Genomic DNA, 13,267 nt, shown 5'->3' with positions numbered 1-13,267 from the left:
ATTTATTAAGCTGAGCTTAAGTGATTTATTATCTGATACTCAGGTTTTTTAGTGCAATAGTCAATTGTTGTAGGTGAGCGTCCAGTTTTTGCTGCGCAGTATTTGCAACTGCTAGATTAACGAACTCAAATTGCACAAAGTCACCAGGTTTAAGCTGTGCAAACTGGTGCAGATCGGCACTGATTACAGTACCAAGTAGCGGGTATCCTCCGGTTGTTTGGCCATCATTTAGCAGCACGATAGGCTCGCCACTGGGCGTTAGTTGGATAGAGCCCGGGCTAACAGCTAAAGAAGGCAATGAATGTGTATGCATTAATTGATTATGCTCAGTACTGAGCCTCACTCCCATACGATTACTTTGCGGACTGACTTGCCACTTAGTCTGGGCAAAAAAATCACTATATTGTTGTGATCGTAACTGTTGATGTGGGCCTGAATGAACGCGGATCACACTGCGCTTAGCCGGGGCAATCGCCCCACGTTGCGGCCAATCGCCATCAAATGGCGTGATAGGGAGTTGAGCATTGGCTTGTAAAGTCGCGCCCGTCAGCCCACCAAAACCTGCTGCAATATCGGTGGCTGTTGAATTCATCACTGCATGACAATCAATACCACCTTTAATTGCGAGGTAGCTGCGAAAACCTTGCCGAGCGGTTGCCAATGTCAGTGTTTGCCCTTGCTCTACTGGATAACACCAGCCAGGATAAATACTTACCCCACCAAGCTTTGCTTGCATATCAGCGCCATGCAGTGCAATAACAGTGGCACATTGAAACTGTAATTGCGCTAAGCCTAAAGTGATCTCAATAACATTTTGGTTATCATCATTGCCCACTAAGCGATTAGCAATGATCATTGCATACGGGTCCAGTGCGCCGGATTGGGCAATCCCCAAATGGCGATAGCCATGACGACCGAGATCTTGAATCGTCATTTGCATTCCGGGTTTTATTACGGTGATCATAATACCGACTCCTTGGTAACAAATTGCAGCGTATCGCCCGGTTGTATGGCGCATGGTGGAGTATTTTCACTGTCAAATAATGCAAAATCACTGTGGCCGATAATATGCCAACCACCGGGCGAATCAGCTGGGTAAATCGCGGTTTGATTAGCGCCAATGGCAACCGAACCTTTGGGCACTCGAGTTCGCGGCTGTGCGCGGCGCGGCGTATGTAATTGACTATTTAGACCGTGTAAATAAGCAAAGCCTGGCTGAAAGCCTAAAAACAATACTTGATAATGCCCTTGGCTATGTATATCAATTACTTGTTGTGGCGATAAATTGTGATACTCAGCTACATACTCTAGATCTGGGCCATATTCACCACCGTATTGGGTAATAATTTTATGATGCTTACCCTGATAGTCGTACGGATTTATGTTTGTCCACCAAAGTACTAACTGAGCTTGCCAGTGAGCAAGTGTCGCAGGGTCTATTAAATAAACTGTCAGTGAGTTCATTGCGGGTACTACATCTATAAAGGCGTCGCGGGTATTGCATTGTTGCACTAGTGCCCAGATTTTTTTTTGAATGCTCAGGCTGTCATCGTTTAGGGCAGTGGCATCAAGCAATATGCTGTTATTACTGAGAACACTAATCGTTGCAGAGGTAGTTTGTTGATCCATAGCTAAATGTATTTATTATTCTTGAATACCTCAAGCTAGCATATAAAGTATGAAATGTTTATACCGCGGTGATAATAAGCAATAAGATAATCCAGACTCCTGAAATAATATGTTCTGCCTCAAGGTCTACTAAAATGAAGCAACAAATAGAATGAGGTAAGTATGTTGGTAGCAAAGAATTGGCTTAAATTGACCACTTTAACTATTTTTTTTAGTGCAGCAAGTTATGGTGTTTCCCTTAACAATGAAAAAGATAATGATATTCAAGCAACAATGCATTTAGAAACCATAGTACTTGGCTCTGGTTGCTTTTGGGGGGCAGAAAAACGTTATGAAGCGCTTGCTGGTGTAATTGATGCAAAGTCAGGCTACGCCGATGGTAAAGGTTTTAAAGCAACGTATCGCAATATTACTCAATCATCGCGCAAGTTTGATGAAAATAATTACGCTGAAGTTGTTGAAGTTACTTACAATAGCAACATAATCAGTGCTGCAACGTTATTAAAAAGCTATTTTGAAAGTCATGATCCAACGCAAAAAAACCGCCAAGGAAATGATATTGGTACGCAATACCGTTCAATTATTTTAACCACTACTGAGCAACAAGCAGCACTGGCTGAAGAATTAAAACAACAGTATCAAGATAAACTAACCCAAGGTGGGTATGGCTCTATAAAAACCATTATAAAACCACTAACGGAATTTTTTCCGGCAGAAGAGTATCATCAAGACTACTTAGCTAAAAATCCGAATGGCTATTGCCCTGATCATTCAACAGGCGTTGTATTTGAAAAACGCAGTGATGATGAAGTTGATAATACCGCTTTACTGGCAGGAAAGCAGGTGGTGATCATTGATTCACGGGATTATTGTCCTTATTGTGAAAAACTCAAAAAAGATGTGTTAGATGATTATCAAGGCAGCATTATCGTCACTTATCGTAAAGCTGATCAGCTTGATGGCTTAACGATTAAGTCAGCGACGTGGGCCACTCCAACAATCTTATTTTTAGAAGATGGTAAAGAGGTTTATGGTCGCCAAGGTTATGTGTCTAGTGAAGAGTTTTATAAAGCACTTGGTGCATTTAAATTAGGGGATAGTGAAGCATATACAGTGGCATTTAAGGCCCGTACCGACAGCCCATTTTGTAAACAGTACGATATTTTTAAAAACACCCCGGATGGTATTTTTACAGACAAATTAAGTGGAGTACCGCTGTTTGATACTCGGGATCGGTTTAAATCGGGCACTGGGTGGCTGTCATTTACTCACCCCATCAAAGACAACGTGACTATGCATGAAGACACCAGTTACGGTATGCAGCGTATTGAAATCAAATCTAAATCTACGGGTATTCATTTAGGGCATTTGTTCCCAGGTGAAGGGCCAAAAGGTGAAGATCGCTATTGCATTAATGCAACTGTGTTAGATTTCGTCGCTCGCAAAGACATTTAATCGTTTAAAATAGCGGCTGAGGAAATTACAGATAGTGGGTGGTTTTCACAGTTATGGGGCACAAACTGTTTTTACCCTAACATGGTGCATCTAGAATAGAATAAAAAATCCCTCTTGCGAGGGATTTTGGGTAACTCAGCGCCATTGGCACTGGGAATGAGGTCGGTACAGGGTGGAACTGAGCGTTAAATTAAAAAACCATCTCAGGGATCTCACCATCAACAAGTAATTTACCTGCTGTTTTACTAATAATTTCATCAACTGACACGCCCGGAGCGCGCTCTAGCAGATGAAATGCGCCGTCTTTGACTTCTAACACGGCTAAATCCGTTACTATTTTCTTCACACAGTTAACACCAGTTAAAGGTAAAGAGCAACTTTCTAGCAGTTTCGAATCACCATGTTTACTTGCATGGGTCATAGTAACGATAATATTTTTTGCGCCAGCGACAAGGTCCATTGCACCGCCCATGCCTTTTATAAGCTTTTTAGGGATCATCCACGATGCGATACTACCGTTTTGGTCAACTTCAAATGCACCTAGAACAGTTAAGTCTACATGACCTCCACGGATCATTGCAAAACTATCTGCACTATTAAATATGGCTGCACCTGTGGCTGCTGTCACGGTTTCTTTACCCGCGTTGATCATATCAGCATCAAGCTCTGCTTTAGTAGGGTATTGCCCCATACCTAGTAAGCCATTTTCAGACTGCAACATGACCTCAATGTTATCAGGCACGTAGTTTGCCACTAGAGTGGGAATACCGATACCGAGGTTAACGTAATAACCGTCTTGTAGTTCTTGTGCAACGCGCATTGCGACTTGTTCACGTGATAATGCCATGATTATTGCTCCTTAATCGCAAGTGGTTACACGTTCAATGCGTTTTTCAAAGTTACCTTTGATCACGCGATTAACAAAAATACCAGGGGTGTGAATTTGGCTTGGTTCCAATTCACCCGGTTCAACAATTTCTTCTACTTCAGCAACGGTAATTTTACCTGCTGTTGCAGCCATGGGGTTGAAATTCATTGCAGTATGGCGAAACACTAAATTACCATAACGATCTGCTTTCCATGCTTTGACAATGGCAAACTCACCAGTGATTGATTCTTCTAAGATATAAGGACGCCCGTTAAATTCTTTTACATCTTTACCTTCTGCCACTGGCGTACCGTAACCTGTCGCTGTATAAAAAGCAGGAATACCAGCACCACCGGCACGCATTTTTTCAGCCAGCGTACCTTGTGGGGTCAATTCCACATCAATTTCGCCACTCAACAATTGCTGTTCGAATAGGGCATTTTCACCCACGTAGGAGGCAATAATTTTTTTAATTTGTTTGTCGTGCAATAAAAGACCTAAACCAAAATCATCTACACCGCAGTTATTCGATACCACAGTGAGTTTTTTGGTTTGTTTACGTTTGATTTCGTTGATCAATCCCTCAGGGATACCGCATAAACCAAAACCACCAGCGATAATGGTATCGCCATCTTTTAAGCCTTCCATTGCAGCTTCATAACTTGAAACCACTTTATCGAAACCGGCCATGGACCCACTCCTTATTTATAATTATATGACTACTAACTCAAAGCTAAATATAGACTAGTGCTCAGTAGTTTGATTTTTAAGTGCCAAGGATACCTTGCTCACAGGTTGTTTATTTAATGCCGTGCAAATTGCCCAACCAGCTTTAGCCAGTCTTTCTAAATCAATTCCATGCTCTATGCCAAGCCCTTGCAGTAAGTAAACTACATCCTCAGTGGCAACATTTCCTGACGCCCCTTTAGCATAAGGGCAACCACCAAGGCCTGCAACCGCACTGTCAACCGTTGCGATACCTCGCTTTAGGGCAGTGTAAATATTTGTGAGCGCTTGACCATAAGTGTCGTGAAAATGAACAGCTAACAATGACTTATCAATTTCAGCTAGTAGCACGTCCAACAGTTCATCGACCTTTTTTGCGGTGCCTACGCCAATAGTGTCACCAAGGCTTACTTCGTAACAACCAAGATCTAATAGCTTTTGAGTTACTTGTAGTACGCGCTGCGGATCGATATCGCCTTCATATGGGCAGCCAAGTACACAACTAACATAACCACGAACACGAATATTATGTGATTTAGCAAAGGCCATTACATCAGTAAAGCGGGCTATGCTTTGGTCAATTGAGCAGTTAATATTCTTTTGACAAAAGGCTTCACTGGCAGCGGTAAAAATAGCAAATTCTTTAATACCTACAGCATGCGCAGCTTCGGCACCTTTTAAGTTTGGCGTAAGTGCCGTTAAATTAGTGGTAGGTAAATCAAGCGCGCTGATTACATCGCTGGAATCGGCCATTTGCGGCACCCATTTAGGGGATACAAAGGCACCTGCTTCAATGTCTGTAATACCCGCATCAGCAAGGGCGTTAATTAAGGTTACCTTATCTTGGGTAGTTACTGCACGCTCGTTTTGTAAGCCATCACGGGCACCTACTTCAACAACGCGAACATGGTTTGGGAGTGTGTTATTCATCTGCTGCGTTCTCATCGCTGACAATGGCTAATAGGGCGCCATGACTCACCAGTGCGCCTTCTGCAAAACAATAGCTTTGCAATACACCATCATGGGGGGCGTTGAGCGTATATTCCATTTTCATAGCTTCGATGATCACCACCGCGTCACCTTTAGTGACTGTGCTACCAATTTCAATAAGGTGCTTAACGACAGTGCCATTGAGCGGGGCTGCAAGTGGCAAAGCATCACTTTCGTGCTCGCTGATATAATGTTTGTCTATTACATCAAACGTGCTTTGTAGCGCTTTGTACATCACTGTAATCACATTGTCAGTGTTTACAACATGACATGTGTGCTTATCGCCATTAATAAACACGCTGCATAAGCTATTTTCAATGCTGCCGGAGGTTGTATAGTCAACTCCGTCAATCGTGATGATAAAGCCATTTTGCTGGGGTGTTGCAGTTATAATATGATCAGAAAACGGGATGCTAATTGCCGCTTTTATGTTGAGTTTAAAGCCAGAAAGACCATCCCATGGGCTGCTATTGGCTGTATTATTTAAGCCAGATAAATAACTAAATGCCGCAATTACAGTACTCATCAAACGTTGCTTGTTATCAACTTTAAGCAACGCATCGCCTTGCTCTTCAATAAAGTGAGTATCAGGAGCACCTTGTTTAAAGGTAGGATGATTAGCAAGGGTGTGTAAAAAGTTCACATTACAACTAAAGCCCGCTAAATGAAATTGTTCAAGGGCTGTGCTTAATCGCGCTAAAGCTTGCTCGCGCGAGTCATCATGAACGATCAATTTAGCGATCATAGGATCATAAAATGGGCTTATCTCATCCCCTTGTTTGATCCCAGTATCAATACGTACATACTCAGATTGAACTGGTATATTCAAGCCATTGATGGTGCCAGAGCAGGGAATAAAGTCATTACTTGGATCTTCGGCGTAAATACGCGCTTCAAAACTGTGACCTTGTAACTGGATGTCATCTTGCGCAAGTGGTAATGCTTTACCTGCGGCGATGTTAATTTGCCAATTGACTAAATCGATACTAGTAACCATTTCAGTTACAGGGTGCTCAACTTGCAGCCGGGTATTCATTTCCATGAAGAAGAATTCATCGCCACACAGTAAAAACTCTACCGTGCCTGCACCTCGGTAATTGATCGCCAGTGCGCAGCGTACTGCGGCTTCGCCCATTTCTTTACGTAGTTCGTCAGATAAACCAGGCGCAGGGGCTTCTTCAATCACCTTTTGATGGCGGCGTTGTAACGAACAATCACGATCGCCCAAGTACACACAGTTACCGTGATTATCAGCAAACACTTGCACTTCAACATGGCGTGGTTTATTAACATAGCGCTCAAGTAGTACTAAGTCGTTACCAAAACCTGCGATAGCCTCACGCTGTGCACCTTGTAGAGCATTGATAAAGTCTTTTGCATGTTCAACCACGCGCATGCCTTTACCACCGCCACCAAAGGCTGCTTTGATAAGCACTGGGTAACCAATTTTTTCAGCTTCAGCCTGTAAAAACGCAGGATCTTGTTTGTCACCATAATAACCAGGGACTAAGGGTACATGCGCGGCTGCCATTATTTCTTTGGCGCGGGTTTTTGAACCCATTGCTTCGATACTGCTCGCTGGTGGGCCTATAAACGCAATATTATTGGCTTCACAGGCCTTAGCAAATTCACTGTTCTCAGATAAAAAGCCGTAACCAGGGTGAATGCAATCAGCACCTGCATCCAGTGCTACTTGGATAATTTTACCAGCCACCAAATAAGAGTCTTTACTCGGCGCTGCGCCAATATGGTAGGCTTCATCGGCGAGTTTTACATGTTGTGAATTTTTGTCGGCATCTGAATAAACCGCAACAGTGGTTAAACCCATTTGTTTTGCAGTTCGCATCACACGGCATGCAATTTCGCCGCGATTAGCAATAAGAATTTTTTGTAATGATTGTGTGCTCATGGGGATCCCTATTTTTGCCAATTTGGCGGGCGTTTTTCAAAAAAGGCAGTAAGCCCTTCTTGGCCTTCTTTAGATACGCGAATGTGTGCGATACGCTCTGCGGTTAAATTTATGATTTGTTCATTCATAGCATGGCCAGCTACATCGTTGATCAATTGTTTTGCTGCGCGAACCGCGACAGGACCGTTGTTGATCAGTGTTTCAAGTAGTTGCTCAAGTGCGCAGTCAAGTTTACCGGTTACTTGATGAATTAAGCCTAATTGCTTGGCTGTGTGAGCATCAAAAATCTCAGCGGTTAAAAAATAACGACGTGCAGCGCGTTCGCCAATGGCTCTTATCACATAAGGGCTAATGACCGCAGGTATTAGGCCAAGTTTTACTTCGCTCAAACAAAATTGTGCGTTGTCTTGGCAAATGGCTATGTCACAACAGGCAATTAAGCCCAGTGCACCGCCAAATGCCGCGCCTTGCACAGCACATACCGTTGGCAGAGGGCTGCTGGCTAATACATGCATTAATTTGGCAAGTTGTTTTGAATCCGCAAGATTCTCACTAAAGTCATTGTTTGCCATGGACTTCATCCAATTAAGATCAGCCCCAGCAGAGAAATGCTCTCCCTCAGTTTTTAAAACAAGGGCGCGTACATCTAAGCTATTAGCATGCTCTATACATTGAATAAGTTCTTGGATCACTTGCTCGTTAAAGGCATTGCGCTTTTCAGGGCGACTTAAAACGAGTACAGCCACATTTGATTTAGTTATTTGTAGTGTTACTGACATACTCACGTCCTTACATTCTAAATACGCCGAATTGCGAATCACGTTTTGGTGCATTGGCTGCGGCATTGAGGGCTAAACCTAGCACACTACGGGTATCTGCTGGATCGATGATACCGTCATCCCACAAACGGGCGCTGGCATAATATGGATGACCTTGTTGCTCGTATTGCTCTATAATCGGCTGTTTAAACTCGCTAATTTGCTCATCAGTCATGCTTTGGCCTTTACGGGCTAACCCATCTTGCTTAACTTGCGCCATAACACCTGCTGCTTGTTCGCCACCCATCACAGAAATACGCGCATTCGGCCACATCCACATCATGGTTGGTTCAAATGCACGACCACACATGCCATAGTTACCTGCGCCATAAGAGCCGCCAATTAATACAGTAAATTTAGGAACATCAGCGCACGATACCGCCATCACCATTTTAGCGCCGTGTTTAGCAATGCCTTCAGCTTCGTATTTTTTACCTACCATAAAGCCGGTAATATTTTGTAAAAACACCAGTGGAATATTTCGTTGTGCGCACAACTGAATAAAGTGCGCGCCTTTTTGAGCTGACTCACTAAACAAAATGCCATTGTTAGCAATAATCCCAACCGGATGACCATAGATTTTCGCAAATCCCGTTACTAAGGTATCGCCAAAGTAACGTTTAAATTCATCAAATGAAGAGTCATCTACGGTACGCGCAATCACTTCGCGAACATCAAATGGTTTTTTCAGATCGGTGCCCACAATGCCGTATAACTCGCTAATGTCGTAACGTGGCGCCTTCACTTGCTCTTGGTTAAGCCCTTGGTTAAGTAATGGCGAAGTAGTAGGGCGTTGGTAATTAATTCGTTCAATACATTGACGAGCAATTGATAACGCATGAGCGTCATTTTCAGCATAATGATCGGCAACCCCAGATGTTTTACAGTGTACGTCAGCGCCGCCAAGTTCTTCTGCGGTTACCTCTTCACCGGTTGCTGCTTTTACCAGCGGAGGACCTGCTAAAAATATTGTGCCTTGCTCTTTTACAATGATGCTTTCGTCTGCCATCGCAGGTACATACGCGCCACCTGCGGTACATAAACCCATAACGACTGCAATTTGTGGAATGCCTTTGCCCGACATACGTGCTTGATTATAAAAAATACGACCAAAGTGCAGTTTGTCAGGAAACACATCATCTTGCTCAGGTAGGTTGGCCCCACCTGAATCAACTAAATAAATACACGGTAGATGACACCGCTCGGCGATATCTTGTGCGCGTAAATGTTTTTTAACGGTTAATGGAAAATATGTACCGCCCTTAACTGTCGCATCATTGGCGATGATCATACATTCAACGCCTTTAACACGGCCAATACCAGCAACAACACCGGCGCATGGTATAGCTTGCTCATACACACCAAATGCAGCAAATTGTGAAATTTCTAAAAAGGGTGAACCTTCGTCAAGTAAAGTACTAATGCGTTCACGCACGAACATTTTACCGCGGCTTTGATGGCGTTCTATCAACGCTGCGCCACCACCTTGGCTGATCTCGCTTACTTTGTCGCGTAAATCATCAACCAGTGCCGCCATGTTTTTATGATTTTGCAAAAACTGTGGATCGTGAGGGTTAACGCTTGATTTTAAAATAGTCATAGCGCTTATCCTTAACGGCTTTCAGTGAATAATTCGCGACCAATGAGCATACGGCGAATTTCCGAGGTGCCGGCGCCAATTTCATAAAGCTTAGCGTCACGCAGTAGGCGGCCAGTGGCGTATTCGTTGATATAACCGTTCCCACCGAGAATTTGAATAGCATCCAGTGCCATTTTAGTTGCCAGCTCTGCCGCATATAAAATTGCGCCTGCGGCATCTTTACGGGTTGTTTCACCGCGATCACACGAACGCGCTACTGTGTATACGTATGAACGAGCTGCATTCATTTGTGTATACATGTCGGCTACTTTGCCTTGTATTAACTGGAATTGACCAATCGGTGTATCAAACTGCTTACGTTCATGAATATACGGTACAACGATGTCCATACAGGCTTGCATTATGCCCAGTGGGCCTGCTGCAAGTACTACGCGCTCGTAATCAAGGCCGCTCATGAGTACTTTAACGCCTTCATTTAAATTACCAAGGATGTTCTCTTCTGGCACTTCACAGTTTTCGAACACTAATTCGCAGGTATTTGAGCCGCGCATTCCGAGTTTATCGAGTTTTTGCGCGGTAGAAAAGCCAGGAAAATTACTCTCAACAATAAACGCGGTAATGCCTTTTGCGCCAGCGGTTTGATCAGTTTTTGCGTAGATCACTAAAGTATGCGCATCAGGGCCGTTAGTGATCCACATTTTATTACCGTTTAAAATGTACTTATCGCCTTTTTTCTCAGCTTTAAGTTTCATTGATACTACGTCAGAGCCTGCGTTTGGCTCACTCATGGCAAGGGCACCAATGTGTTCACCACTAATTAATTTTGGTAAGTATTTTTCTTTTTGTGCTTGCGTGCCATTACGATTGATTTGATTAACACAGAGGTTAGAATGAGCACCGTAACTTAGGCCGATAGAGGCACTTGCTCGGCTTATTTCTTCCATTGCGATTACGTGTTCAAGGTAACCAAGACCGGCACCACCGAGCTCTTCAGATACTGTCATACCTAGTAAGCCCATTTCGCCAAGTTGTGGCCAAAGCTGATTAGGGAACGCATTATCAAGATCGGTTTTTTCAGCTAAAGGGGCAATTTCTTGGCTGGCAAAACTGTTTACATGATCGCGGATCATATCTGCGGTTTCGCCTAGGCCAAAGTTCATTTCTTTATAGAGTGAAATAGTGCTCATGATTCATTCCTGTGTGAGAGACTGTTAATGAATAGTCATTTAATCGCTATTGTTTAAAACTAGTTATTCATCTAATTGATTTAAGGTGTCGCGACAACGACGCTCTGCGGTTACTAATTCCATCAAGACAACTTTTATGTCATCCATTTGTTGGCTTAGATCAGCTTTTTTATCTGCAATTAAGTCAAGCATAGTCACTAGCTGTTTAGCGCTGGATTTATCGGCATCATAAAGTTCAAACAAACGGCCTGTTTCAGCCAAGGTAAAACCTAACCGCTTGCCACGTAAAATAAGTTTTAAACGCACTTTATCGCGTTTGGAATAAATACGGGTTTGGCCATTACGCTCAGGTGAAATTAAGCCCTGATCTTCGTAAAAGCGAATTGAGCGGGTGGTTATATCAAACTCTTTAGCCAGTTCACTGATACTAAAGGTTTGTTCATTGCTTGCCGGTTCGGCGGCTGAACTTGCAAAGTTTGTTTGATTATCTTGATTCATAGTGTTTTTACCTCATTCGAATAACCCCAATATAAGTGAAGTTTACGTAAAGGTAAAGTGGATTGTGGAACTTATACTTTAGACTTATAGCCTAAAGCCATAAATAGCAGGTTAAACCTTTATTAATGCAGCTTGCAGAGGCGCTGTTTGTATTAGACTACAGCAAAATAAAGATATGTTTACACTTTTATTGGGCGCAAAAACCTTGATTTTAGATTTACGTTGGCGTAAACGTAAATATTATGTATGCTCATAAGCAGATTATAAATACAATGTTTGGCTAATCTCTGCATATGAATATAGCCAATTATAAAATGGAGCCTTTTTTATGACTACCGAAGCCGTTGTTATTGTAGCAGCAAAACGCACCCCTATGGGTGGTTTTATGGGGGCTCTCAGTGATGCAGCCGCTCCTGAATTAGGTGCAACAGCCATTGCTAGTGCACTTGCTGAGACGGGATTAAGCGATACAGATATTGATGAAGTGATCATGGGCTGTGTATTACCGGCAGGTTTAGGTCAAGCGCCTGCACGCCAAGCTATGTTAAAAGCAGGTCTTGCACGCTGTACTGGCGCGACGACCATCAACAAAGTATGTGGTTCAGGTTTAAAGGCCGCCATGCTTGCGCATGATTTAATTAAAGCCGGTTCAATTAACAGCGCGGTTGCCGGTGGCATGGAAAGCATGAGCAACTCGCCGTATTTTATTCCTAAAGCGCGTGGCGGTATGCGTATGGGTCATGGCGAAATTAAAGATCACATGATGAGTGATGGTCTAGAAGACGCATACGATAACAAAGCGATGGGCTGTTTTGCGCAAGATACGGCTGATGAATATGGTATTGGCCGCGAGCAAATGGATGAATTTGCACTTAACTCACTGACCAAAGCCAATGCAGCGATTGCCAATGGCGATTTTGTAAATGAAATTGCGCCGCACACTATTAGCTCTCGTAAGGGTGATGTAACCATCAGCATTGATGAACAACCAGGTAATGCACGCCCAGAAAAAATTCCCGGTTTGCGTGCTGCGTTTAAAAAAGACGGCACCATCACAGCGGCTAATTCATCGTCAATTTCAGACGGTGGAGCAGCCCTTATTTTAATGAGTGAATCGCATGCTAAAGCACAAGGGCTTACGCCACTGTGTCGTATTGTTGCGCACAGTACCCATTCTCAAAAACCAAGTGAGTTTACTCTTGCACCAGTTGGCGCGATGAATACTTTGCTTGCAAAAGCTGGTTGGACAACTGATGACGTTGACTTATGGGAAATTAATGAAGCATTTGCCATGGTGACAATGTTGGCGATTAATGAATTAAAACTTGATGCCAGCAAAGTGAATGTTAATGGCGGTGCTTGTGCACTTGGCCACCCAATTGGTGCCAGCGGCGCACGTATTTTAGTGACACTTATCCATGCGCTTAAAAATCGTGGCCTGAAAAAAGGCGTAGCGTCTTTATGTATTGGCGGTGGCGAGGCGGTCGCACTGGCGGTTGAAGCTATTTAAAGTTGCACTGTACAAATTAGTTAAATTTAAACTCTCATAGCCGCAGGCTCTTTTAATAACAACATACCTTAATCGGT

At 43.3% G+C, this 13,267-nt stretch carries 12 protein-coding genes; 2 read left to right on the top strand and 10 right to left on the bottom strand.

Annotation, left to right across the window (positions count from 1 at the left end; translation table 11 throughout):
* Positions 1 to 28: 28 nt before the first annotated feature.
* Positions 29 to 964 (bottom strand): biotin-dependent carboxyltransferase family protein, encoded by a 936-nt coding sequence (locus HHO47_RS14485; protein ID WP_169020934.1) that lies wholly within the window; start codon positions 962 to 964, stop codon positions 29 to 31.
* Positions 961 to 1,629, bottom strand: coding sequence for a 5-oxoprolinase subunit PxpB (gene pxpB / locus HHO47_RS14480; RefSeq protein WP_169020933.1), 669 nt, complete (start codon positions 1,627 to 1,629; stop codon positions 961 to 963). The genes HHO47_RS14485 and pxpB overlap by 4 nt, the downstream gene beginning before the upstream one ends.
* A gap of 162 nt (positions 1,630 to 1,791) precedes the next feature.
* Here pxpB and msrA point away from each other — a divergent pair, with 162 nt between their 5' ends.
* Entirely contained in the window at positions 1,792 to 3,084 is a 1,293-nt protein-coding gene (gene msrA, locus HHO47_RS14475; RefSeq protein ID WP_169020932.1) for a peptide-methionine (S)-S-oxide reductase MsrA, read from the top strand.
* Positions 3,085 to 3,274: 190 nt separating this feature from the next.
* On the opposite strand, the gene HHO47_RS14470 is transcribed toward msrA, so the two are convergent.
* The 8 genes from HHO47_RS14470 to HHO47_RS14435 all read right to left on the bottom strand — a co-directional run bounded on the left by HHO47_RS14470 (position 3,275) and on the right by HHO47_RS14435 (position 11,680).
* Positions 3,275 to 3,931 carry a 3-oxoacid CoA-transferase subunit B gene (locus tag HHO47_RS14470; protein WP_169020931.1) on the bottom strand — a complete coding sequence of 219 codons (657 nt, stop codon included), beginning with the start codon at positions 3,929 to 3,931 and terminating at the stop codon, positions 3,275 to 3,277.
* Between the two features lie 12 nt (positions 3,932 to 3,943).
* Positions 3,944 to 4,642: a CoA transferase subunit A gene (locus HHO47_RS14465; protein WP_169020930.1), complete on the bottom strand. Its 699-nt coding sequence runs from the start codon at positions 4,640 to 4,642 to the stop codon at positions 3,944 to 3,946.
* A gap of 54 nt (positions 4,643 to 4,696) precedes the next feature.
* Positions 4,697 to 5,608: a hydroxymethylglutaryl-CoA lyase gene (locus HHO47_RS14460; protein ID WP_169020929.1), complete on the bottom strand. Its 912-nt coding sequence runs from the start codon at positions 5,606 to 5,608 to the stop codon at positions 4,697 to 4,699.
* The gene (locus HHO47_RS14455) at positions 5,601 to 7,577 is read right to left on the bottom strand and encodes an acetyl/propionyl/methylcrotonyl-CoA carboxylase subunit alpha (RefSeq protein WP_169020928.1); all 1,977 of its coding nucleotides are present in this window, start codon (positions 7,575 to 7,577) and stop codon (positions 5,601 to 5,603) included. The genes HHO47_RS14460 and HHO47_RS14455 overlap by 8 nt, the downstream gene beginning before the upstream one ends.
* An 8-nt stretch (positions 7,578 to 7,585) precedes the next feature.
* A complete protein-coding gene (locus tag HHO47_RS14450) occupies positions 7,586 to 8,356 on the bottom strand; it encodes an enoyl-CoA hydratase/isomerase family protein (protein WP_169020927.1) in 771 nt (256 codons plus the stop codon).
* A gap of 10 nt (positions 8,357 to 8,366) precedes the next feature.
* Positions 8,367 to 9,995 (bottom strand): carboxyl transferase domain-containing protein, encoded by a 1,629-nt coding sequence (locus tag HHO47_RS14445; protein WP_169020926.1) that lies wholly within the window; start codon positions 9,993 to 9,995, stop codon positions 8,367 to 8,369.
* An 11-nt stretch (positions 9,996 to 10,006) separates the two neighbouring features.
* Positions 10,007 to 11,182 (bottom strand): isovaleryl-CoA dehydrogenase, encoded by a 1,176-nt coding sequence (locus HHO47_RS14440; protein ID WP_169020925.1) that lies wholly within the window; start codon positions 11,180 to 11,182, stop codon positions 10,007 to 10,009.
* Positions 11,183 to 11,245: 63 nt separating this feature from the next.
* The gene (locus HHO47_RS14435; protein ID WP_169020924.1) at positions 11,246 to 11,680 is read right to left on the bottom strand and encodes a MerR family transcriptional regulator; all 435 of its coding nucleotides are present in this window, start codon (positions 11,678 to 11,680) and stop codon (positions 11,246 to 11,248) included.
* 328 nt (positions 11,681 to 12,008) lie between these two features.
* Between HHO47_RS14435 and HHO47_RS14430 the strand changes: the two genes are divergently transcribed.
* The gene (locus HHO47_RS14430; protein WP_169020923.1) at positions 12,009 to 13,190 is read left to right on the top strand and encodes a thiolase family protein; all 1,182 of its coding nucleotides are present in this window, start codon (positions 12,009 to 12,011) and stop codon (positions 13,188 to 13,190) included.
* Positions 13,191 to 13,267 lie beyond the last annotated feature (77 nt).

The sequence above is a fragment of the Pseudoalteromonas arctica genome (genome assembly GCF_012927645.1).
Classification (GTDB): domain Bacteria; phylum Pseudomonadota; class Gammaproteobacteria; order Enterobacterales; family Alteromonadaceae; genus Pseudoalteromonas; species Pseudoalteromonas arctica_A.
This window is presented reverse-complemented; position numbering and strand designations above follow the sequence as displayed.

Excerpts from the sequence above, each read along its gene's own strand:
- msrA (WP_169020932.1), top strand. The coding sequence starts at position 1,792 with ATGTTGGTAGCAAAGAATTGGCTTAAATTGACCACTTTAACTATTTTT.
- HHO47_RS14450 (WP_169020927.1), bottom strand. The coding sequence starts at position 8,356 with ATGTCAGTAACACTACAAATAACTAAATCAAATGTGGCTGTACTCGTT.
- HHO47_RS14455 (WP_169020928.1), bottom strand. The coding sequence starts at position 7,577 with ATGAGCACACAATCATTACAAAAAATTCTTATTGCTAATCGCGGCGAA.
- pxpB (WP_169020933.1), bottom strand. The coding sequence starts at position 1,629 with ATGGATCAACAAACTACCTCTGCAACGATTAGTGTTCTCAGTAATAAC.
- HHO47_RS14440 (WP_169020925.1), bottom strand. The coding sequence starts at position 11,182 with ATGAGCACTATTTCACTCTATAAAGAAATGAACTTTGGCCTAGGCGAA.
- HHO47_RS14445 (WP_169020926.1), bottom strand. The coding sequence starts at position 9,995 with ATGACTATTTTAAAATCAAGCGTTAACCCTCACGATCCACAGTTTTTG.
- HHO47_RS14485 (WP_169020934.1), bottom strand. The coding sequence starts at position 964 with ATGATCACCGTAATAAAACCCGGAATGCAAATGACGATTCAAGATCTC.
- HHO47_RS14465 (WP_169020930.1), bottom strand. The coding sequence starts at position 4,642 with ATGGCCGGTTTCGATAAAGTGGTTTCAAGTTATGAAGCTGCAATGGAA.
- HHO47_RS14470 (WP_169020931.1), bottom strand. The coding sequence starts at position 3,931 with ATGGCATTATCACGTGAACAAGTCGCAATGCGCGTTGCACAAGAACTA.
- HHO47_RS14430 (WP_169020923.1), top strand. The coding sequence starts at position 12,009 with ATGACTACCGAAGCCGTTGTTATTGTAGCAGCAAAACGCACCCCTATG.
- HHO47_RS14460 (WP_169020929.1), bottom strand. The coding sequence starts at position 5,608 with ATGAATAACACACTCCCAAACCATGTTCGCGTTGTTGAAGTAGGTGCC.
- HHO47_RS14435 (WP_169020924.1), bottom strand. The coding sequence starts at position 11,680 with ATGAATCAAGATAATCAAACAAACTTTGCAAGTTCAGCCGCCGAACCG.